This window comes from Fructobacillus sp. CRL 2054 (genome assembly GCF_028764065.1).
Classification (GTDB): Bacteria; Bacillota; Bacilli; order Lactobacillales; family Lactobacillaceae; genus Fructobacillus.
Map to the genome: position 1 here is coordinate 15857 of NZ_JACOFN010000013.1, position 20510 is coordinate 36366.

The following is a 20510-nucleotide window of genomic DNA, read 5'->3' on the forward strand; positions in this document are numbered from 1 at the left end:
TTTTATATTCCTATTCTTTTTCATACTGGTCACGCAATTCTAAAATTTTGCGGACAGCACGCTTACGACTACGTTCAATCGAGCATTTTTCAGTCAATAACCAAAGAATGTTTCCAACAATCACGCCAATAATGGTGAATATCACTATTCGTAAAGTTTCTATATCTTTCATCATTCAAAGAACCCTATCAAACGTCCAATTTTGATTTCTGATACAATCGATGCTTCTTCCGAGGTCATATCATCTGATTCATACTTTGCTTTCAAATCAAAATACTTGAATGATGTCCGAACAAGTTCATCCTCTAATTCTTCATTTTGGCGTTCTAAAAACTTAATTCGCTTTTGCTTTTTATTAAACATTTTTACTCCAATTTTGCATCTGTCTACAAGTTACAAAACTTTTCGCACATATTCCGTATATATACCCCTATACCTATATAAAATATATATATATATATATATATTTACTTGTAACTTGTAGAAGAGTAGAAACTAGCCTTAGAACCGCAACGGTTTGAACCGTCTACAGAAAAGCTACAAATTTTTTTTAAATTGTAGCTTTCCCATTCTAATGCGGTTTGTTTTCTACACTTTCTACAAGTTCAGTTGGTAATTAGTTTGTACTTTTAAGAATAACAAGAATAGTTTTGTAGCTTTTTCGACCTTTTCTACAATTTATCTACTGTTTCTGTAGACTGCTAAAAATCTCTTTCGCCTTAGTCGTATCAACGGTTTTAGCGTTGTCGTCGACCATTACACGAATTGACTTGCCGTTTCGTTTTGTAACCCGTTCTCGATAGCCCATTGACGATAAAACATCAACGATTTTCTTATTCAAGAAACGTACCGAGTTACCTTCTAGCAAGTTCGGGTCGTTCGATGTTAAGAACTGCAAGACTTCCTTTTTCGTAAAGGACTCGTTTTGCAACTCAACGAACTTCCGAACTCGGTCGACAAAATCACCATCGCTTGATAGCTCTTCAATTGTTTCGGCCATCACTTCGCCAATTTGTCTATCAAACTTGCGTGATTCACCCATTAACTCGTCCCAGTCGTATTCGTGGACTGCTTCGCCAATAATCTTTTCCGCTTCCAGTTCAGTGATAGAAGCTGGGTGTCGTTTTCGTTCGTTTTCATAGACGATAATCGGCACGATACGACGATTACCAGTTAAGTCCTTAATGTAACTAAAATCGTTAGTCGTTCTTGCGATAACGAAACGCCTGCGGTGCGTCTGCGATACATAGCCATATGATGCACGAAATGTCAGCTTGGTTGATGAAACAAACTTCTTAAACTCAATCGCTGACTTACCAGATGAAACCAACATTTCATCATCGTTGACTAGTAAGCTGCCAGACATCACTTCCAGACTGTCTTTGTCACGGAACGACGTTATCTGATCCGTGTAATACTCACCACCGATTTTCTTCAAGAATTGGGTCTTACCAGTTCCTTGACGGCCGATAAAGTCTAACGTGTATTGCCAGTTGACTGTGGCCCCATAAGCACCTGCAACCATATACAGCAACATCAATCGAATGGCCTCGTTAGCGTTTGGGTTTCCGAAGAAAACTGTTCCAAGCGTGTCTAATCGATGAACGCCATCCCACTTCTTCTCATAGCTATCAAAGCGCTTAGCTGGTTCGTTGAACTTCTCTTCAACAGCTATCATGTTGAGTGCTTCTCGAATCTTGTTAATCGAAAACGGCTTGTCGTACTTGCGTTCCAAGTGCATCTGTAAGGTTGAGAATAACGGGTCAGTGATTGGCCCCTCTTCAACCCAGATATTCTGGATAAGTTGTCGTTTCCGGTTAATCACTTTTCCGGAAAATTCATCCATGGCGAAATCAAGACCAGTTTTCTTAATCAATTCTGCTATTTCAACTGATTTCATTAACTACTCCATTTCTGCCATGCGTAATCGACTTTCTTGGCTAATTCTTCCTTTTTGTAAGTTGATGTAGGAGTCATGGCATCGGCCAGTAAGACCATGTGTAAGACCGTTTCTGGACTAACACCGGTCATTAGTAATAACCAGATGTAATCCTTGATAGTATCATCGTGCGTGCCAACTTCTCCCCAACCGTTCTTAATTACATCAAACAATGGCTGATGCAAGAAATTGATTTCGCCATCACTGCTCATCGTCTGCTTGTGTTCTGGTTCGGTGTTTTCAATAAAGGCTAACAACTCATCCCCTGCATCGGGTAGGTCGTCCAATTCTGGCAATTCGGAATGGATAACGACATAGTTATTTTTACTGGCCTTAATGTCCACATCGTGAACTAGTCCGATTTTTTGTGTCAGTGGTTCATCTGGCTGTTTGAAATAAGCGTGATAACCACGTTTTGACTGTTCAATGTGACCACCGACAACTAATGGCGCTAGTTTTTCGTAGACGTCTTTATTATCGAAATCGACAGCGAACCAATCGTCACCACCACAGACAATGGCAATGTCATAGTTTGGCTTCCAGTTTCGCAAGACCCACTTCTTGTCACACTCAACTGTTGCAAAAGGCAAAATTGGCTTTTTATCGACGACCGGTGTAATGCGATAGCCTTTATTTAAAACGTTAATTGCCTCTATTTTTTTCATTAGTCAATTGGGTTCTTTTCGTGAGTGAAGTTGACGTTGATACCCTCGGAACCGTCTTGCTTTTCGTAAGTGCGGTGGGTAACAGTTGAATAGAACTTCAAGTCAACGATTGGTAGTAATGCTTCGGACACTTTTTCATCCCCTTGCATGAAATCAGATTCGGTCAAGATACCGGCCATTTCAACCGCAACAATCAAGGCGTTCAAACGGTTCACATTGTTGACCAAACGACTTTCCTTAACATCAACACCAGATGCGTCCTTTGTGTTGATTGAGAAAATCTCGCCACCTTGCTGGCCATCGTTCGTTTCGTAGTCAACTGAGAATGAGTGACCTTTCTTGAACGGATCAAAGCGAACATCAGTAATGGTCAATTCATAAGTTCCCTCCTTGACTGGTTCAAAGCCACCCTCCTTGATAACTGTTTCATTAGTCACTTGTGCGGCTTGCTTGAAAATATCATTATAGTTAGTCATTGGTTAATCTCCTCTTAATTCTTCTTTTCTGCTGCTTGCTTTAAAATTTCTTCACGTCGTTTAAGTGCTGCTTCCTTGCGTTCCTGTCCCTCACGTTCTGGGTCAGCAACATCTTTCAAGTGGTCTGGCAATTCGTCTTGTTTCCAGTAGCCACGATGCGCACGCCATTCGGCTGTGTGGTCTTTGTTGATAAAAATCTCCCCATCAATACGACCTTTTAGCCATGAGTAATTCTTCTCACGGGCATCGGACTTGATGTTCCCGTCTGCATCAATGGTTGTACGAGCGATGAAAACGGTAATCAACTTGCTATCATCAATGGCTGTTACCAACTTCTTAAATCGTCCGTTGAGCTTGGCCCAACCGTTAAATGAGTTGGTCATGTCCGTAATCGACCCACCATTCGCCACACCGCGTTCAATACCGTCTAGCATATCTTCAATCGTGTCAACGACAATAGTCTTGTAACCTGCCTTAACGATTTCTGGGATGGCGTTAATCACATCTTGGTAATCGAATGCTCCACGTAGGTCTACACCATCGCGACCCTCCTTAATGGCGTTACCGTCAAATGATAGGAAGAACGGTGTTGGAAACTTCCCGACAAAAGTTGTCTTACCTGCCATTGCTTCACCAGACACAATCATCTTAGTTGGCAATGGGCTTTTTAGTTGAATGTTGCCACTTGGCTTTTTAATCGTAATCATTCATTATCCTTTCTTTTGTGTTCGTGAAAAATGAAAATTCTTCAATTCATTCAGATTGAAATATTCTCTAATCAAAATAATTTCATCATCTGCATATTCAACGTTATGTTCAAAAATAAGTAATCCATTTTCGATTTCAAAGTTTTTCACGTTACTGATATTTTTAACTTTCCCGTCAACAAACGTGGCGCTTAGGAATAATTTATTGTCACTCATCATCCGCTCCCAACTTCACTCTGATTAGCTCTGGGTACTCATACGCTTTCTTCATCGCATGGAATAACTCGCTATCAATATCTGGGTTATATCCCGCCTTGAACATCTTGATTTGCAAAGCGTTTAGATCAACTGACTGCTCGACCATTCGTTTCTGGTCACGTGTTAAGTAAATGTAGTTAATCATTTGTAATCACACCCCCGAAATAGCCAAACGCCCATTTGCTCCCATCATTCACGGCTGGAATGTTGTCTGGGTCGTTAATGTAGTTCACTGCCTGTTCAATCTCATCACCCATCTCATCGGCATAGCGCTTAATCTCATCACTATCCATTTTGTAATCGTAGATGAATGGCTTGTCAGGGTTTTTTGCTACATATAATAGATGTGCTTCTTCCTTTTCAAAGATAAAAGCGTACCAAGCAATTTGTTTTTTATACTCTTCTTGACGATTGTCCCTAAAATACTGATAATCATTTTCTCGGAAATGATTAAAGTCCATTGGCGCTACTGTTTTGAAATCGAATACTGCATTTTCAGTCAGCATATCCGCTCGACCAGTGGCAGTGAATTGAATACCGTTACCAGTTTCGCTTTCTTCATCGAAAGGTACTTCGTATTCTGCTTGACCAAATTGGCTAGCGTAGTCACGCAAGTGCTTCCCGATAATCTCGGCATCTTGATACTGCTTTTTTAGTTGGCCCTTGGTCTTGCCAGTTTTACTGATGAGTAAGTCCTTTTCTTCATCAGACAGACCTGTTAATAAGTCCATCCCCTCGGCTACGTTGTGAACAAGAGTCCCGAATAGGACAGCATCCTTACTTCCCTCCCACCAGTCGATTTGACCGATGTAGTCTTGATAGGCTCGCAATGGGTTTTTGCTAAACTTGAACGCCCGAGTTGGTGACATGTGTATTTGGTCAGTCATTGTCTACCTCTTCCTTACGGAACTTATGTGGGTTATAACCTGCCAGATATACTTCTTTTTCAGTCAATGGTGCTTTTTGATTTTCACCGTAAAAGTCACCTGAACAAGATGTTGTGATAATTCCGTATTTATTAGTTAAATACCAACTTTCACCATCATCATCTAATTGCTTGTACCACCAATAAAATTTTTTGTCTTTCTTTATATATTCTTCGTATGCCCAACTCCTAGTCAGCGGGTTAGCTATTGCAAGAATCTTTTGCCAGTCGCGTGAGAATAGATAGTTTCCATATAATCTGGCTTTGAAATTGCAGACGGTTTCAACGTCTATCAAACCATTTCCGGTTTCTTCATTTGCTTTTTCAAAGGCGTCGATAATTTCAAAAAAATCTTTTTCACTTATCATTGTCTACCTCGATGCGTTCAAACATATCTGGGTTATACCCTGCATCAATCACTTCTTTTTCAGTGAAAGGACTACCAAATATTGTGCAATTAAGAGCTATTACACCAAAATTATTAGACAATCGATACTCATCCCCATCACTGTCTTGCTTTTTATATTTCCACTTGTATATCTTTTCTTTCTCAACAAATTGTTCATGCGCCCATTCACAGGTAAGTGGATTAGCAACAGCCATAGCCAATCTGTTGCTTATTTTTTCTATTTCATCAATAGATAAATCTTCGTTGATATAGCTTTTGAATTTACTTTCGAGTTTCCATCCTTTTTCAGTGATATTTTTATAGTTCGAAAAAGTAAAACTTTCAATAATAGACTGGTATTGTTCTTCTGTAATTTTTTCCATCTAATCCTCAAACCTTTCTTCATTAAAATCTTGCTTAGCCATTAGCGATGCTAGAATGGCATCATCAATTGTTCTGTTGACTACTAAGTAATCACGGGTCACTTTGCTGTCTTGTCCAATTCGGTAGTTACGATATTTAGACTGGTCAAAGTCGATGAAACTGTCTGGCAAGGACCACCAAATGGCGTGCTTGTAGTCGTTCAAAGTCATCCCTGAACCAGCCGACATCTGGATGAGAATAAAGTCGCCAGTCGCGTTAAATTCTGACCCGTTGACATGTCCAACATCGTAGTCTTTCAACGCCTCGTCCAGTAGTTCCAGTTCAACGTTATAGGTGTAGAAGATAATTGTTTTATCTTGCGCGTATTCTTCCTTTACACTGTCCAGCCATTCGACCTTGGCTTTGTTATTCTGGTTCTGTCGTTGATAAACACGGCGAGCAGACGGATTAGGGAAGATAATCTTGTCGTCCTTTTTGTAAGACATTTTCGTCTTGCGATAATCTCGGTCTGGCTCAAATGTAACTGTGTTTTCAACTACTGGTGGCAGTTCGGCTATATCGTCCAATGTGACCACATCAGATGAGATGGTCTTAAACCACTTCCCCAATTGCTCGGTATTCTTACCAACTTTCCAGATAGGAAATTTTGACCAGTAAGGTGTTTCGGCTATCTTGTACAAGTCCTTAAATTGTTTCTTGTTCTTGACGTGTCCGAAGTACAAGGCGTACATTTCGAAATCATCCCATTTACCATTGCTAGGTGTTCCAGACAAGAACACAAATCCTGTACAACACTTGAGTAGTGTAAGTAATTTCTTTGATCGTGCCGAAGTGTTCTTAAACTTGTGAGCTTCATCGACAATCAAAACCTTACCGACAACATCGGCATTGTTTAACTTCTTCACTCCGTCTGTGGTAATCACTTGCAGACCGTTTTTAAAGCCAACTAAGTCCGCATCTTTTTTCCACGACTTCGATTTAACAACCTGCCGTGGCGCTATAACTATCACATCTGATAATGGGAAGTGTTTCATAACGTGGCTAAGACCAACAACGGTTTTTCCAGTTCCCATTTTCATAACGTAATAGTAATTAGGTTTTGACTTAGCAACCTGCTTGGCTTGTGCATCGTAAAGGCTAAAATAGCTGTTCGACATCTGTCATAACCTCCAAAAATTTGGTCATGCTGTCAATCACTTCCCATCGGCCACCGTTGCGTTTAATTTGATTACCAACCGCTTTCTGCTCGACCGAAACTGTTCCCTTACCGTCTGGCCTTTTAATCTCCAGCCCTAAGAATCGGCCGTGCTTATCAATCGTGATAATGTCTGGCGTGCCAATGTCAGTACCCGGCCCTGCTTGGGTCTTGTTGATAAAATGGTCATTCTGGCGTAGATAAGCCGTGATTTGTGACTGTAAACGTTGTTCAGGCTTCATCGAACGCCTCCAATGTGTAGCTATCTGCCACACTTCCGTTGTCTAAAATCTGACTTAAATGTTGATACTCCATGGATTCCTCCCAACCAAGTCGTCCAGTGACACTTGAAAATAATCCGCAAAATCAATTAGCGTGTAATAATTCGGAAGTGATATGCCGGCCTCAATGTTCCCGATAGTGCCTTGTGACAAGTTAGAATGATGAGCCATTTGACGCTGGGTCACGCCCTCTTTTTCACGTAACGCTTTAATGCGCTTACCAATTTCACTCATCTTCATCCCCCACACAGCACTCATCGATGTATCCAATACCTTTGGCATTCAACTCGTCCTGTTCCGTTACCATGTGATTTTCAATATCTGGCATTACGCATCCCCTTTCAATTTGTCGGTCGCATCGAACACTCTGATTTCTTCCAGATGCGCACGATAATATGGCTTTAGACGACCGTCTGCTTTAGCATCTTCAAACTGCTTGAACAGGTTGTCTTTGTCGTCCGCCACGAACGTGTCCATAACGACACCTTCCATGGTTATCGTTAATAATCGGTAATACATGTTCTTGCTCCCTTTCGTGTTAGAATGGAAACATAAATATTTGTAGTGGAATATTTATGCCCTAGCTCACTTTGCGAAGTGGGCTTTTTCTTTTTGCAACAATTCGTGCAAATCGTTATTCATCGCATCACACTTTACATCGTTGTAGGTCCAAGATGGCTTGAGCGCTTTTTTGATGAAAATAACTAGTCCAATAGTTGCTGCGATCAAACACGTTCCAACTACTAAATAATTACTAATCATGATGTCGTTCATTTACTTGTCCTTTCTATGCGTACTTATTGGCCTTTTTAAAGAAGTAATTATGCAAAGCTAACCCGTCCCATAACGGGTGGGTCTTACTATCCATAATCGGCTTTGGAAAATCTCGTCTGCTTTTGAAATGTCGTCTAAATGTGGCATACGACTTGATTTCCAAAGTTTTCATTATTTCGGCCTGCGTGTAGTGCTTGGTGATGTCGAATTTGCGATTCATAATCACTCCTTAAAACCAAATTTCACCGTGGTATCCGGTAAAATCAAACAACTTTTTCAGATGCTCGCGAGCTGCAGGGCCACTTGCCGCACCAGACAATAATTGACGAACATAAGTAGTTGAACGGCCAATTACTGGCGCTAGCATATCCGGCTTCATACCTTTTTGTTTTAGGTAGAATTGAAACTTGAATCGTGCTTCTTCCAAAACTGTCTTTGCTTCTTGAACAGACATATGGTTTCTCCTTTCTATAAAAGTTTGTAAGTTTAACTTTACTTTCTGAAAGTTTAGTACTATAATTCTAAACAAAAGCAACACAAAACAAGTTAGCTATTACATTAGACGCCCGCCAAGACAACTTTTGTTTTAACTGTTTTTTGTTTGCGTAAATAACTTACAAGACATATATTATCTGATAGTTTAATAACTGTCAACATTAAATCATCAAACTTTCAGATAAATATTGTCTAAGAAAGCGAGAAACATTGATATGACGCTGTTAGACAACGCTAAAAGAATTTCCAAATTAAGGGGAATTTCTTTAAAAGAGGTCGCCGTAAAGGCCGGATTAGGCGAAAATTCTATTTATTCATGGGATAGAAGTAGCCCAAAAGCTGAAAACTTACAGAAAGTTGCTGATGTCCTAAATGTATCGACTGATTACTTATTAGGTCGCACAACAGATATGAATAAGTTTGATTCTGATAACAAGACCACTGACATATTGGACGAAAACGTTATTCTTGCCTTTAATGGAATGGAAATTCCCGACGAGGACCGTCAAAAGCTTTTGCAATACGCGCAATATGTTATGGATCAACGCCAGCAAGGAAAGAAAGGAAAAATCAATTAATGGAAAAAACCTACGAAATTGAAGATGTTATTCAAGCGCTAAATAACTTAGCTTGGGAGAATGATATTACAATTTTAGATATTTTTGATTTAGACCCAACCACATCTGATACATCCATCGTTATTATGCGTTCGGTTTTTATGAATCGTAATTATAACCGAGTAGCGTACCCATTCCGTTTAGCACACGAAATCAGCCATATCTTGTATGGCGACCCAAGCGCACAAAGCGTTTATCATTTTAGTGAATTTGGAAAACGTGGTGAAGAATTACAAGCACATAAACATGCTATTTCTTTATTGATGAAAATAAAGAAACCAGCTTCTCCACTTTCATTCATGGAATGTTACAAGGTTCCGGCTTGGCTTGATGGTTATGTTTCTGAAACTTTCAAACAGTTAGCGTGATTAAATGAAGCAACTTTATTATGCAGCAGTTTTCACATTTGCTATTGTTTCGGTTGCTCTAGCTGGATTAGATATAGGCGGATTAATATCAATTAGTAAAGAACCTTATTTCTTAATTGATAAGTTTATCCTTATATTCTTTTGGGTTGATTACATCGCACGATTTACTAAATCTGATAACAAGTGGAAGTTCTTTAAATCGAACATTTTTGATTTACTAGCAATCATCCCCTTTGATTCAATGTTTTCGATGTTCCGGATTGCTAGAACTATTCGATTGCTAAAGTTATTGCGCTTTGTCCGTATTGTCGGATTTGCTGGACGATTTAAAAGGAATTTAGCTAAGTTCATCAACACAAATGGCTTTATTTATTTGATGAGTTTTGCGGTTGTTCTGATTCTGATTTCTGCTGGTGTATATTCACTGGCTGAAAATATTAGTTATGCTAATTCGCTCTGGTGGGCTATCGTGACCGCCACGACTGTTGGATATGGAGATATATCCCCCACTACTGAATTAGGGCGTGGCATCGCCGTAGTGCTAATGTTTGTGGGTATTGGTTTAATTGGAACAATAACAAGTACTGTGACTTCCTTTTTCACGCAACAGCAATCAGAAGAATCTGACACCGAATTAAAAGAACGCTTAAACAAAATGGACGAAAAATTAGACAGAATTGAAAGGATGTTATCCAAATGAAAATGAACAGCAAACAAAAATGGCTTATCGCTATTTCAGTAATTGTATATGTGGCTATTATCGGGCTACACATTATTGATGCTAATGACCCTAGCAGTGTCAACTACAAGGGCGGTCAGACGGCTAAGAAAGGAAGTAACTAATGGTATTGCTTGGTTTCTTATTTATTGCCTTTGGTGGTATTTATTTCATGTTCTGGGCGAGTTATAAAATATTTACTTGGATACCATGGCTATTATTGGCTACAGGTATCTTTATGATTATTGATTTTGTGTTAGATCATTGGATAATCACATTGATTTTGTACACAATCTTCGCTGTTCTTTTGTATTTTGGACTAAGTGATGAGGCCCAAAACAATATTAAAAAAGAAGAATCTAACGACTAAGCCGACAGGCTTTTTTGTTAAACCCATTTTTACTGAACTTAATAAATCAATATAAAAAAGTATGAAAGTGAATAATCAAAATGGCTAGTATATACAAACGTTCTAACAGTTGGACAGCAAGTGTTTCGATAAAGTTAAATGGACAATACCGCAAGAAAACGAAGTCTGGTTTTCCAACTAAAAAAGAGGCCGAACAATGGGCTAATGAAAACGAAGTAGCTAAGGCTAAGGGTGTTTTTAACAAGAAAAAACTACTCTTCTACCCCACTATGAAGAAGTGGTACGAAGTCTTTAAAGAACCAAAAGTCGCCCGTGCAACTAAAAAATGGTTTGAGGCAGTTTTAAAAATAGTAGAACGCGAATGGCCCAACAAACCAATTGAAGATGTCCGAAGTTCAGATTTTCAAGAGTTATTGAACAACTATGCTAAAACCCACGTTAAGGTATCAACTAAGCGTGTTAAAAACATCATCTCGGAGTTTTGTCGCTATGCCATGGATGAGGAGTATATTACCCGTGATTTTTCACGTAACGTCTACATTAGTGGTATGAAAAAAAGCAAATCAGCTGACATGAAATTTCTTGAAAGTAAGGAATTAAAGAAACTATTGGCCCGTGCAAAAGCTGGACAAGGTGTTTCATCACGAATGATTGTGACGGCTTGTTACACGGGGATGCGTTATGCTGAAATAGCTGGACTAACACCAGATGATGTTGATCTAAAAGAACAGACAATATCCATCGAAAAAACATGGGACATGGTCGTCCATCAGTTTAAGCCAACTAAAACAACTGGTTCAGTTCGTACAATCTATATTCCAGATGAATTAGTAGATTTGTTCAAAAAGTGGCGATTTGGAAAACGGTTTGTTTTTGAGGGTCAAGATGGTTTCCCACCGACTAACAATGCCTGCAATAAAACATTGGCTAACTATTTGAAGAAAGATGATTCAAAGCAAGTCACATTTCACGCTCTAAGACACACACACGCTAGTTATTTACTTGCGCATAATATATCCGTCCAATACGTTTCCGAGCGTCTAGGACATGCTAACGTGAATATTACGCTAGGTATTTACGCCCACCTTTTGGAAGATAAACGAAAGGCCGAAAATCAGCGTGTAATGAATAATTTGAATAATTTGAATAAGTTGTAGCAAATTTGTAGCAAACGGTAGAAAATAAATGTTCAAAACGTTTCAAAACATGACAAAACATTACACAATAACAGTGTATTTAAGCCCTTTTATATTAACGTTTGCAGCGTATTAGCTCCACAAACAGCGATATATCAACATTTGTAGCAAATATACTAAAAATGCCCCCTCAGCGCATTGAATGTACTGATGTATCAGCATTTAATAGGTATTTACAGTATTTTTACAGTATTTTATAAACAAAAAAAGCACCCCAACCGATTAAGGCTAGGGTGTTTTCTTATGGAAGTTCTTTATCTATTTTTTAGACACAAAAAAGACCCGTCACAATTGACGAGCCTGTAATAAACAACGTTCCGAAACAGAAATAGGAACAGTTTAAATTCTATCATAGTCGACCGATGAAATCAGTGACCGCTTTTTTTATTCTGAACTGGATGGAATAGTTCGATTCTTTGACTGTTTCCTATTAAATAAAACTCCCTCAATTTTCTATCCTTCATTTGCATTTTCACACCAAATCAATACAATGGAGGTGTCTAATTCTTTTAGAATCAACCCACTTAAAAGATAATCAAACACAACCTATATTTGAAAGGCTTTCTAATGGTTAAATATAACTTTATTGTCGCTTCGGCCCGTATTGAAACAGAGATTTCACTCCCAGTTCGTCCACAAATTGGCGACGTGATTTCTCTTTCACTCGGTGTTTCCAGCCCCCACTATCTCGTCCACCGTGTCGAGCTCTTTGCCAATTCTGATATTGTCAACGTTCACGTTCAACGTTTCCCTGATCAACTATCAGCAAAGCTTGCCATTGACGGTTTCCGAAACACCCGTAACTTTTTACGCGAAGAAGACTAAGTCAAAGAAAAACACCGCTCAAATCAAATGAGCGGTGCTTTTTTTCAATTAAAAGTGTGCCTTAATCTTATAGATTGGCTGACCCTTTGCCAGGAACTTTTCCTCGTATTCGGTCTTTACATTGCCTTCGACTTTATCAGCGTCGGCATGCAAGTCCATCGTGTAGTCTTCGGCTGTCCAACGCATACCAAAGTTCATGAATGAAACCAGTGAATATTCAAATAAGTGACGGTTGTCCGTCTTAAATTCTACTTCACCACCATCAGGCAACACGGCCTTATAAGAGGCCAAGAATGACTTATAAGTCAAACGACGTGCTTCATGACGGGTCTTTGGCCATGGATCAGAGAAGTTCAAGTAAATCTTTTGGATTTCGGCCTTCTCAAAGTATGTTTCAACACCAGAACCGTTTCCATAAAGGTAGCGCAAGTTAGGCAAGATACCCACTTGGTCAAAGGACTTACGAGCGGCAATAGCCACGGCAGTCTCTTGAATTTCCATTCCGATGTAGTTGATTTCAGGGTGAGCCAAGGCCATCCCAAGAATAAACTGTCCCTTACCAGAACCAATTTCAACGTGGATTGGCTGTTCCTTATCGAACAGTTCCTGCCAGTGACCCTTTTGTTCTTGGGCACGGGTCTGGTCGATAACAAGGTCTGTATGTTCCTCAAGCCAAGGCTTTGCCCATGGTTTTGAACGTAAATGCATAATGAATCTCCTAAACTATTTTGTTTTTTTAGATGTTGTTTGTGATTGAAAGATAAGAAGCATCAACAGGGTTGAAAGTAAGGCTACTCCCCCTGCCTGAATCCCAGAAAAAATGCTAATTAAAATAATAAGCAGGATGGCAAAGGACATTAAGAAAGTCTGAACCGCCCCATTGAAACTTCGCCTTCTATCAGCCAAGTTGGCGGATAGCAAGCTATTCCACAAAACACGTTCTGACTGGTCAAAGACCGGCCATAGTTGACGGTTTGCAATGTATAGAAAAGCGACAATCAAAGCAGCCTGCAAATACCAGGCCTGATTCCGTATAGTATACAGTAAAACAGCGACCAATAGAAACTGACGAACAATCAAATTTAAAGCCGATTGGTTTCGAATCAACTGTCGCATTGCCAGCGCCTTCATCGGATGCTTTGAAAACGGTACTTTTTTCAGCACTGGGTCGAGGTAAGCCCGTCGCTTGATCACAACACCCTGTCCTGGAACCTGAGCAAAAAGTGCAAAGAAACGGTAACGACGGTTACTCATTCGTTCTGCCTGACTGATTGCCCATTCCCAATTGACTGTTGGTTCCTGTTTAGAAGGATTAAAGCGAACTTGAGAATACTCGAACCGAAGCTGGCCATACTTAATGGTCAACACTACCAAGAGAACCAAAATAATCCAACCATTCTCTAGGCCCGTTTCTTTCAAAATCGGTAGGGCCAAAAGAAAGAATATCAGCTGAATGCTGCTTCCAACGAAGAGAGATTGTCGGTAGGCTTTAGGCAAATAGTCCTTAATTAAGTACTGGTCCGCCCCAAGCAGGAAAATCCGGTCTGCTGGCTTTAGATTAGTCTGTAAATGTCCTAAAAAAAGTCCACTAACAAGAAAAACAAGAGCCAACAACTGCCAAGCAGTAACAGCAGTTCCAAAAAGTGCTAAGGTGTGACCATGTAAATTACGGTAAGCCAAGACAAGCGCACCAAAGGCAATCATCAAGAAAACCAGAAAGTGGTCGTTGAACAAAAGCTTCAGGTAACGCTTTGTTTCGATTTGCTTTTGCTCGGCCCGAATCGAATAAAGATTCCTTAATTGAATTTTTTGTTTTTCTTGACTCATGAGAACAAATCATCCAAACGATCAACTGTTAAATGACGTGATTCGGCTAATTTCTCAGGGGTACCGAAGTAGGTCATTTCCCCGTCTTCCAGAAGTGCAAAATCATCAACATAGTCAGCCGCTTGCGCTAGCAAATGCGTCGTCAGCAAAACCGCCGTCCCCTTGATAGCCTTTTCTTTCATCAAATCAATCAGCTGCTTTTGAGCTAAGACATCCAATCCAAGGAAGGGCTCATCAATTACCAATAAAGGCGTATCCAGTGCAAAGGCCGCCACTAGCATGACCTTCTGTTTCATCCCTTTCGAAAAATGCTGAGGAAGCCAGTGCCCCTTGCCGTCCAAACGGAAAAGTGCCAATAATTCCTGGACCTTATCCCAGTGCGAAGCATCGTCTTGCCGATGAGCTGCCAAAACAAGGTGTAGGTGTTCGTCCAAGGTTAGCTCATCATAAAGAACGGGTTGTTCTGGAATATAAGCCAAGTTTTCTTTATAAGAAGCTGGATTTTCTGTCAAAGTCTGTCCGTCAAGCACCAGCGAACCGGCTAAGGGCTGCTTTAATCCAATCACCTGTTTTAGAGTCGTAGACTTCCCGGCACCGTTTAGACCAATCAAGGCCACAATCTGTCCCGATTCAACTGAGAAGGTTAAATTTTTAACAACTGCCTGGCCTGCATAGCCGGCAGAAAGGTTCTTTATTTCTAATCCCATGTCTTTATTATACCAGGCCCCCTTCGCTTTGATATAATAATAAGTAGAAAAAACGATAAAGGAGTTCTTCTAATGGCAGATATTTTTGACAAGATTATTGCAGGTGAGATTCCATCCTACAAGGTCTACGAGGATGAATACGTTTTGGCCTTTTTGGACATTTCACAAGTTACCCCAGGGCACACACTCTTGGTGCCAAAGAACCACGTTGACAACATCTTTGATTACGACGAAGAAACGGCAGAACACGTCCTTTTGACTTTACCAAAGTTAGCCCGTGCCATCCGTGCAACCAACCCTAAGATTACGGGAATGAACATCTGTTCCAACAACGGTGTCTCAGCTGGTCAAACCGTTATCCACTCACACTGGCACTTGATTCCCCGCTACGACGATGACAACTTGAACGATACGCTTGCTCCAACCATTGATCACTCTTCTGAATACACAGAAGCCCGTTATCAAGAAATCGCAGATGATATCAAGAAAGCGTTATCTTAATGGCAATGACAGGAATGAAGCGCATGATTGCCCGTTTTAAGGAAATTAACACCCTTCAAAAACGTGCCAAATTTCAAACGGCTGTCCTCAAAAAAGCAGTAGAAGGTAGCAAAAAAGACGTCGCAGACATTCAACGGGATGTAAAACGTTTTACCTTTAAGAACCAAGCTCAAATTGATCGTATCAACGAGACTTTAGCTAAGCACAAGAAGTAATTCAAAATACTCTTTGAATTATCATAAATAAGAAAGGACCGACCCACATGTTTCGTAAAGTAATCTGGGTGGTCATTGCCCTTGTCTTTGTTTCAGGACTAACCTACTTAGCTGTTAGTGGAAGCAAGACTTTGGTAACGACCGATAACGGAAAAATCACACAGTCTGAATACTACGATGAAGTCAAGCAATCTTCTGCTGGACGCCAAGTCTTTGCTCAGATGGTCATCAACAAGGTCTTGGACAAGAAGTACGGTAAGGAAGTCACTACTTCATCTGTTAACACACAGTACAATACACTTCGTGCCCAGTACGGTGACAGCAAGTTTAAGCAGTACCTTTCACAGTCTGGCATGACCGAAAAGCAGTACAAGCAATCACTCCGTGATAAGCAAGTCATGCAAGCTGCCGTTAAGGCCAACTACACGATTTCATCAGATAAGTTAAAGGAAGCCTACGAGAACTACGTACCCGACACTAAGATTTCTTTGATCACTGCTAAGAGCGAAGATGACGCCCAAGCCGCCATCGATGCCTTGGATTCTGGCGAATCATGGGATGACGTCTACAAGCAGTACTCACAGACTAACTCAGCAGTTTCTGGAACTGGTCAAATGGCCGCCTTTGATTCAACCAACACCAACGTTGATTCAGAGATTCGAAAGGCCGCCTTCAACCAGGACAATGGCGTTTACTCTTCCGCACCTGTTAAGGGTTCTAACGGAACTTACTACGTTGTCCGTACCGATTCAATGGCCGACAAGCCAGCGCAATCAAAGGTTGAACAGAAGTTGAAGGACAAGTTAACCAACGACTTCATCAACGATACCAACAACCAGGATGCCATGAAGAAGATCATTGGTAAGTTGCTCAAGAAGGCCAATGTCAATGTGAAGGATTCTGATTTGAAATCTGCCCTTTCTGGCTACTACACTGCAAGTTAATGCAACAAAATAAAAAGCGGTTCGATTGTCTTAATCGAACTGCTTTTTTAGTACTCTAATAAATTAATCGCTTGACCGGTATTCAACTTTTCATCAAAAGTCCAAAAGAGAACTTGCTGATCAAGTGCGACTTCTTGTAGCAATGCCAAAGTCGCTTCGCGCCGTTCCGCATCCAAATGAACTAAAGCATCGTCAATCAAGATTGGCAAAGGCTCTTCTTCATGGAGTGTATTAGCTAATGCTAGGCGAAGAGATAGGAAGAGTAAGTCCCTGGTTCCTGCAGATAATTCAGCTGTTTGAAAAGTCTGCTTCGAATCAGCCATCTTCGTTTCATCGGCAGCTTCACTCAAGAACAGATGCCCCTTTTCCAACTTTAGTTCCTGATAACGCCCCCTTGTTAACTGGGCGATGTAAGCAGAAGCCTGCTCTAAGACCTGCTCGGATAGGGAATCTTCCTGTCCTAGAAAGGCTTGGTTAACAACATCTTTAGCCAAGACCTTTGCTAAATAACGAGTATAGGCGACTTCTAAATCGCTTTCTTGGTTCGCCAACTGCTGTTCCAACTGAGCTAAGCCACCATCTGCAATTAGCCGGTTCATTTCTGACTGATGGTTAGCCAATTGTTGCTGTTTTGAACGTTCTTCTTCTCGGATTGCTTGTAAGTGCTGACGGAGATTCTTTAATTTTCCCTCAAGCTGGAAAGCGCTCTGCTCACCATACTTTTGAAAAAGCGTTTGCAAGCGGTCATATCGTTTTTGGCCAATCTGTTCATGAATCAACTGGCGCTTTTCTTGAGCCGTTTCATCCGCCTTCTTCTCATCAACCAACTGGTAGAAATCCACTAATTGGCTAACCCCATACTGCGACAGTACCTGGTTCAAAGACTGCTTTTGGTCTGCCAGCTTTTTCGCCAAAGTCTGACCCGCCGTAAGCAACTCATTCAAGACTTGCTCTGTCTTGTCAGCGCTCGCACTTTCCTGACTTTGTAACCAGTTATTGGTCCATTCAACTAGTCTATCTGATGACCAATTAGTAAAATCCCCTTGATCAATAATCTGATAAAAAAGCAAGCTATCAGACAATTGCTTTTTCGCTAATGTTTCTTCTTTGTCCAGCGCCTGTATTTTTGCCTGCTTTTGCCAAGCTAAGGCAACATCATCCTGCTTCTCGATGGCTTCTGCCAAATTAAAGGGTTGGTAGCGGTCAAAAATCACTTGCCTTGCCTGATAATCACGGTAGGCCTTAGCCAAGAGAACGGCTGCCACCAGCCCAATGCCAAGTCCAAGTGGTGCTGAAAACGTGGCGACAACAATAATGGCCAAAACAAGAGCCATGCCACCCAAAGAAGTTGTCAAAACAGAGGACTTATTCGCCCTTTCCTGTTCTTGAACAGACAAGGTTTTCGGTAAACCATGATCAAATTGTGCAGCGAAGTTCGTCAATTGTTGAACGAATTCCTGTTTCTTAGTTCGAATCGCCATTAACTCTTCCAAGAAATCCGCAATCATTAACTGATCTTGATTCTTTTCCTTTGGCTCATCAAGAACCGCTCGTAACTGGTTAACTTTCTCCTGATTCGCCTCTTGCTGCTCAGACAACCATTTTTCAGACTGTTCGAAGCGCTGCACTTGCTGAACAATTTCTGGTTGAATTTCCTGGTCAACAGTTTTTGAACCACCATCGTTCTGTAACTTCAAGCTTTGTTCAAACAGCGGCCAGGCTTTGGCCAAACTTTCCTGCTCACTAATTTGATTAAGAAGCTCCTGTTCTGACTGCTTTACCTGCTCTAAATCATCATTCAGAGACTTTTGTTCTTTTAAAAGCCTTTGATAGCGACTGTACTTTTCCTGTTCCACCGGCCGCTGCGCCAACAACTCCTGGTATTCCCGGTTAGCAAGGTTGAGTGGCCGTTTGCCGTTCTTTCCCTGAGCAAAAAGCGCCTGCCCCTCTTCCTGCCTGTCGCTCGCCCATTTCAAAAAGCGCTGCGCCTGAGGGCGGGTGTAAGATAGTAATACTTGGTCAAAGTCATCCGCGGTTAAGTCCGCCACGGCACTCAATTCTGACTCATCAAAGGAATAAACTTGTCTGAAATCACTTTCTTCCAAGGGCGCAATTAAATCAGCCAACCACTTTTCGGGATTCGGCATTTCCAAGTCGCTATCAAGAGCAGTCACGGTCAACGATGATTTCGTTCGTCCCAACCGTTCTACCCTGAATCGACCCTTTTTAGTAGATAAAACAAGGGAGCCACCATACTGAGCCCCAGAACGAGGAACATACAATTGATTTCCCGCCTTACGCCCCTTTGGAAAGCCAAAGAGAACACCTAAAATAAAGGCCTTTACGGTCGACTTTCCAGCCTCGTTTGGTCCAAAAACCACCTGCCATTGGTCATTTAAATCAAAAGTCACATCGGACCATTTTCCAAAACCGGAAATATGAATGGATTCGATTTTCATGCTTCCCCTCCTTCAGAAAATAGTTCTTTCAAAGCTTCCTGAACGGCTGTCCGACCTTCTTCACGAGCAAAGTACTCTCGGATTGAAAGGGGCACCTCATCGGATAAAGAGTCTGTCAACGATTGCCCAGCAACGGTTTGCTGTATCGCTTGCTCAAAATCCATTTGTGCAAAGGCCGGTTTAACTAACTGCTGACTCGTCGTCAAGTTAACATAAATTGGCCAAACGGTGTCACTATCAGATAATGACAACTGAATTTTATCGAGCAAACGCCCACTTGCCTGATCTGCTTGTAGATCAGCTGGAATCGTTCCCTTTAATTCAACAGATAACAGTGTCTGACCATCATACTTTTCTTGCTTTAACTGCTCCATCAAATCTAAAAAGGATAGGCAATCCGCGATTTCAACGGTTTGAAATCGGACCGGTGCCAAATCCAGGAATGTTGGCTCTAAACCCTGTCCTCTGTCTTCTACTAATAAAGCCCCCTTGGGACCCGTCTCTTTCCGATTTAACCCCTGTAAGTTACCAGAATAAGCAATCACCGGTTGCTCATGCATAATCTCTCGAATATGAATGTGCCCAAGGGCCCAATAGTCATAATTCTTCTGCAGCATCCCCTCAATCGAGAAGGCGGCATAATCATCCCCAACTTGACCAACTGCCCCATGATACAGGCCAACTTCATAATCGACCGACTCGTTTCGAACTGGAAAGTCCGCTAAACGGTCTCGTCGCTCAGACCGGTCAGCATATGAAAAGCCAACAAAGGCCACTCGCTCACCAGAACGAGTCATCAGGACTTTTTCTTGAACCTCGTGGCTGAAAATATGGACGTTATCCGGCCAGGCATTTTGCACCGTTTCATAAGCCTGATAATCATGGTTTCCAAAGGAAAGAAGAACCTGAATGCCAGCCTCTTTCAACGCTAAAAAGCCCTTTACCAGGGTTGCCTGTAAACGGGCGGTCTGACCTGCACCGTGCAAAAGATCACCAGGGAAAAGAACAAAGTCCACCTGTTTCTGGATGGCTTGCTGAATTAAGCGGTCAAAGGCAACGTAGCCAGCATCCGCCACGGCCTCCTGAAAAGACTTTGGTAAGTTTTTTGATAGGCCAGTAAAGGGATTGCCTAAGTGGACATCCCCCGCGTGAATAAATGACAACATAAGCTCGCTCCTTCCAAACAGATGTTCGTATCATTATTATACAAGAGCCAGCACGCTTTTCAAAAGACTGCACTAAAAAAGTCCCAGAAAATTTCTAAGACTTTTTGTTC

Annotated in this window: 32 protein-coding genes; 10 read left to right on the plus strand and 22 right to left on the minus strand. The window is 41.2% G+C overall.

The window, feature by feature from the left end; translation table 11 throughout:
* Window positions 1-10: 10 nt before the first annotated feature.
* The 17 genes from H7198_RS06030 to H7198_RS06110 all read right to left on the minus strand — a co-directional run bounded on the left by H7198_RS06030 (window position 11) and on the right by H7198_RS06110 (window position 8446).
* The gene (locus H7198_RS06030; RefSeq protein WP_274458863.1) at window positions 11-145 is read right to left on the minus strand and encodes a hypothetical protein; all 135 of its coding nucleotides are present in this window, start codon (window positions 143-145) and stop codon (window positions 11-13) included.
* A 26-nt stretch (window positions 146-171) separates the two neighbouring features.
* A complete protein-coding gene (locus tag H7198_RS06035; RefSeq protein ID WP_274458864.1) occupies window positions 172-363 on the minus strand; it encodes a hypothetical protein in 192 nt (63 codons plus the stop codon).
* Between the two features lie 319 nt (window positions 364-682).
* Window positions 683-1900: a VapE domain-containing protein gene (locus H7198_RS06040; protein ID WP_274458865.1), complete on the minus strand. Its 1218-nt coding sequence runs from the start codon at window positions 1898-1900 to the stop codon at window positions 683-685.
* Window positions 1900-2604, minus strand: a complete 705-nt coding sequence (locus H7198_RS06045; protein ID WP_274458866.1) for a bifunctional DNA primase/polymerase — start codon at window positions 2602-2604, stop codon at window positions 1900-1902. Before H7198_RS06045 ends, H7198_RS06040 begins: the two co-directional genes overlap by 1 nt.
* Window positions 2604-3080 carry a hypothetical protein gene (locus H7198_RS06050; protein WP_274458867.1) on the minus strand — a complete coding sequence of 159 codons (477 nt, stop codon included), beginning with the start codon at window positions 3078-3080 and terminating at the stop codon, window positions 2604-2606. Before H7198_RS06050 ends, H7198_RS06045 begins: the two co-directional genes overlap by 1 nt.
* A gap of 14 nt (window positions 3081-3094) precedes the next feature.
* Window positions 3095-3787, minus strand: coding sequence for an AAA family ATPase (locus H7198_RS06055; RefSeq protein WP_274458868.1), 693 nt, complete (start codon window positions 3785-3787; stop codon window positions 3095-3097).
* Between the two features lie 3 nt (window positions 3788-3790).
* Window positions 3791-4003, minus strand: coding sequence for a hypothetical protein (locus H7198_RS06060; protein ID WP_274458869.1), 213 nt, complete (start codon window positions 4001-4003; stop codon window positions 3791-3793).
* Complete coding sequence (locus tag H7198_RS06065; RefSeq protein ID WP_274458870.1) at window positions 3996-4190, minus strand: hypothetical protein; 195 nt, start codon at window positions 4188-4190, stop codon at window positions 3996-3998. Before H7198_RS06065 ends, H7198_RS06060 begins: the two co-directional genes overlap by 8 nt.
* Window positions 4183-4932 (minus strand): PD-(D/E)XK nuclease-like domain-containing protein, encoded by a 750-nt coding sequence (locus H7198_RS06070; RefSeq protein WP_274458871.1) that lies wholly within the window; start codon window positions 4930-4932, stop codon window positions 4183-4185. Before H7198_RS06070 ends, H7198_RS06065 begins: the two co-directional genes overlap by 8 nt.
* On the minus strand, window positions 4925-5338 hold the full coding sequence (locus tag H7198_RS06075) for a hypothetical protein (protein WP_274458872.1): 414 nt from the start codon (window positions 5336-5338) through the stop codon (window positions 4925-4927). Before H7198_RS06075 ends, H7198_RS06070 begins: the two co-directional genes overlap by 8 nt.
* Complete coding sequence (locus H7198_RS06080) at window positions 5328-5741, minus strand: hypothetical protein (RefSeq protein WP_274458873.1); 414 nt, start codon at window positions 5739-5741, stop codon at window positions 5328-5330. Before H7198_RS06080 ends, H7198_RS06075 begins: the two co-directional genes overlap by 11 nt.
* Entirely contained in the window at window positions 5742-6899 is a 1158-nt protein-coding gene (locus H7198_RS06085) for a DNA helicase (RefSeq protein ID WP_274458874.1), read from the minus strand.
* Window positions 6880-7179, minus strand: coding sequence for a VRR-NUC domain-containing protein (locus tag H7198_RS06090; protein ID WP_274458875.1), 300 nt, complete (start codon window positions 7177-7179; stop codon window positions 6880-6882). Before H7198_RS06090 ends, H7198_RS06085 begins: the two co-directional genes overlap by 20 nt.
* 54 nt (window positions 7180-7233) lie before the next feature.
* On the minus strand, window positions 7234-7452 hold the full coding sequence (locus H7198_RS06095) for a helix-turn-helix domain-containing protein (RefSeq protein ID WP_274458876.1): 219 nt from the start codon (window positions 7450-7452) through the stop codon (window positions 7234-7236).
* 93 nt (window positions 7453-7545) lie between these two features.
* The gene (locus tag H7198_RS06100) at window positions 7546-7710 is read right to left on the minus strand and encodes a hypothetical protein (RefSeq protein ID WP_274458877.1); all 165 of its coding nucleotides are present in this window, start codon (window positions 7708-7710) and stop codon (window positions 7546-7548) included.
* A 93-nt stretch (window positions 7711-7803) separates the two neighbouring features.
* On the minus strand, window positions 7804-7992 hold the full coding sequence (locus H7198_RS06105; protein ID WP_274458878.1) for a hypothetical protein: 189 nt from the start codon (window positions 7990-7992) through the stop codon (window positions 7804-7806).
* A gap of 229 nt (window positions 7993-8221) precedes the next feature.
* Window positions 8222-8446, minus strand: coding sequence for a hypothetical protein (locus H7198_RS06110; protein ID WP_274458879.1), 225 nt, complete (start codon window positions 8444-8446; stop codon window positions 8222-8224).
* Between the two features lie 256 nt (window positions 8447-8702).
* Between H7198_RS06110 and H7198_RS06115 the strand changes: the two genes are divergently transcribed.
* From H7198_RS06115 to H7198_RS06145, 7 genes are all read left to right on the plus strand, one after another.
* Entirely contained in the window at window positions 8703-9065 is a 363-nt protein-coding gene (locus H7198_RS06115) for a helix-turn-helix domain-containing protein (RefSeq protein WP_274458880.1), read from the plus strand.
* Window positions 9065-9472: an ImmA/IrrE family metallo-endopeptidase gene (locus H7198_RS06120; protein ID WP_274458881.1), complete on the plus strand. Its 408-nt coding sequence runs from the start codon at window positions 9065-9067 to the stop codon at window positions 9470-9472. Before H7198_RS06115 ends, H7198_RS06120 begins: the two co-directional genes overlap by 1 nt.
* Before the next feature lie 4 nt (window positions 9473-9476).
* The gene (locus tag H7198_RS06125; RefSeq protein ID WP_274458882.1) at window positions 9477-10172 is read left to right on the plus strand and encodes a potassium channel family protein; all 696 of its coding nucleotides are present in this window, start codon (window positions 9477-9479) and stop codon (window positions 10170-10172) included.
* Window positions 10169-10315 (plus strand): hypothetical protein, encoded by a 147-nt coding sequence (locus tag H7198_RS06130; RefSeq protein ID WP_274458883.1) that lies wholly within the window; start codon window positions 10169-10171, stop codon window positions 10313-10315. The genes H7198_RS06125 and H7198_RS06130 overlap by 4 nt, the downstream gene beginning before the upstream one ends.
* Window positions 10315-10560, plus strand: coding sequence for a hypothetical protein (locus H7198_RS06135; RefSeq protein ID WP_274458884.1), 246 nt, complete (start codon window positions 10315-10317; stop codon window positions 10558-10560). Before H7198_RS06130 ends, H7198_RS06135 begins: the two co-directional genes overlap by 1 nt.
* An 80-nt stretch (window positions 10561-10640) precedes the next feature.
* On the plus strand, window positions 10641-11717 hold the full coding sequence (locus H7198_RS06140) for a site-specific integrase (RefSeq protein ID WP_274458885.1): 1077 nt from the start codon (window positions 10641-10643) through the stop codon (window positions 11715-11717).
* A 606-nt stretch (window positions 11718-12323) separates the two neighbouring features.
* On the plus strand, window positions 12324-12581 hold the full coding sequence (locus tag H7198_RS06145; RefSeq protein ID WP_274458886.1) for a hypothetical protein: 258 nt from the start codon (window positions 12324-12326) through the stop codon (window positions 12579-12581).
* Window positions 12582-12629: 48 nt separating this feature from the next.
* On the opposite strand, the gene trmB is transcribed toward H7198_RS06145, so the two are convergent.
* Genes trmB through H7198_RS06160 form a run of 3 tightly spaced genes read right to left on the minus strand, consistent with a single transcriptional unit; the run spans window position 12630 to window position 15115 of the window.
* Window positions 12630-13289, minus strand: a complete 660-nt coding sequence (gene trmB, locus H7198_RS06150; protein WP_274458887.1) for a tRNA (guanosine(46)-N7)-methyltransferase TrmB — start codon at window positions 13287-13289, stop codon at window positions 12630-12632.
* Window positions 13290-13304: 15 nt separating this feature from the next.
* Complete coding sequence (locus H7198_RS06155) at window positions 13305-14408, minus strand: ABC transporter permease (protein WP_274458888.1); 1104 nt, start codon at window positions 14406-14408, stop codon at window positions 13305-13307.
* Entirely contained in the window at window positions 14405-15115 is a 711-nt protein-coding gene (locus H7198_RS06160) for an ABC transporter ATP-binding protein (protein WP_274458889.1), read from the minus strand. Before H7198_RS06160 ends, H7198_RS06155 begins: the two co-directional genes overlap by 4 nt.
* A 72-nt stretch (window positions 15116-15187) precedes the next feature.
* Between H7198_RS06160 and H7198_RS06165 the strand changes: the two genes are divergently transcribed.
* Genes H7198_RS06165 through H7198_RS06175 form a run of 3 tightly spaced genes read left to right on the plus strand, consistent with a single transcriptional unit; the run spans window position 15188 to window position 16775 of the window.
* Entirely contained in the window at window positions 15188-15616 is a 429-nt protein-coding gene (locus H7198_RS06165; RefSeq protein WP_274458890.1) for an HIT family protein, read from the plus strand.
* Window positions 15616-15831: a hypothetical protein gene (locus H7198_RS06170; protein WP_274458891.1), complete on the plus strand. Its 216-nt coding sequence runs from the start codon at window positions 15616-15618 to the stop codon at window positions 15829-15831. The genes H7198_RS06165 and H7198_RS06170 overlap by 1 nt, the downstream gene beginning before the upstream one ends.
* Before the next feature lie 47 nt (window positions 15832-15878).
* Window positions 15879-16775 (plus strand): peptidyl-prolyl cis-trans isomerase, encoded by an 897-nt coding sequence (locus H7198_RS06175; protein ID WP_274458892.1) that lies wholly within the window; start codon window positions 15879-15881, stop codon window positions 16773-16775.
* Between the two features lie 47 nt (window positions 16776-16822).
* Here H7198_RS06175 and H7198_RS06180 read toward each other — a convergent pair whose 3' ends face one another.
* Window positions 16823-19234: an ATP-binding protein gene (locus H7198_RS06180; RefSeq protein WP_274458893.1), complete on the minus strand. Its 2412-nt coding sequence runs from the start codon at window positions 19232-19234 to the stop codon at window positions 16823-16825.
* Complete coding sequence (locus tag H7198_RS06185) at window positions 19231-20400, minus strand: metallophosphoesterase family protein (protein ID WP_274458894.1); 1170 nt, start codon at window positions 20398-20400, stop codon at window positions 19231-19233. The genes H7198_RS06180 and H7198_RS06185 overlap by 4 nt, the downstream gene beginning before the upstream one ends.
* Window positions 20401-20510 lie beyond the last annotated feature (110 nt).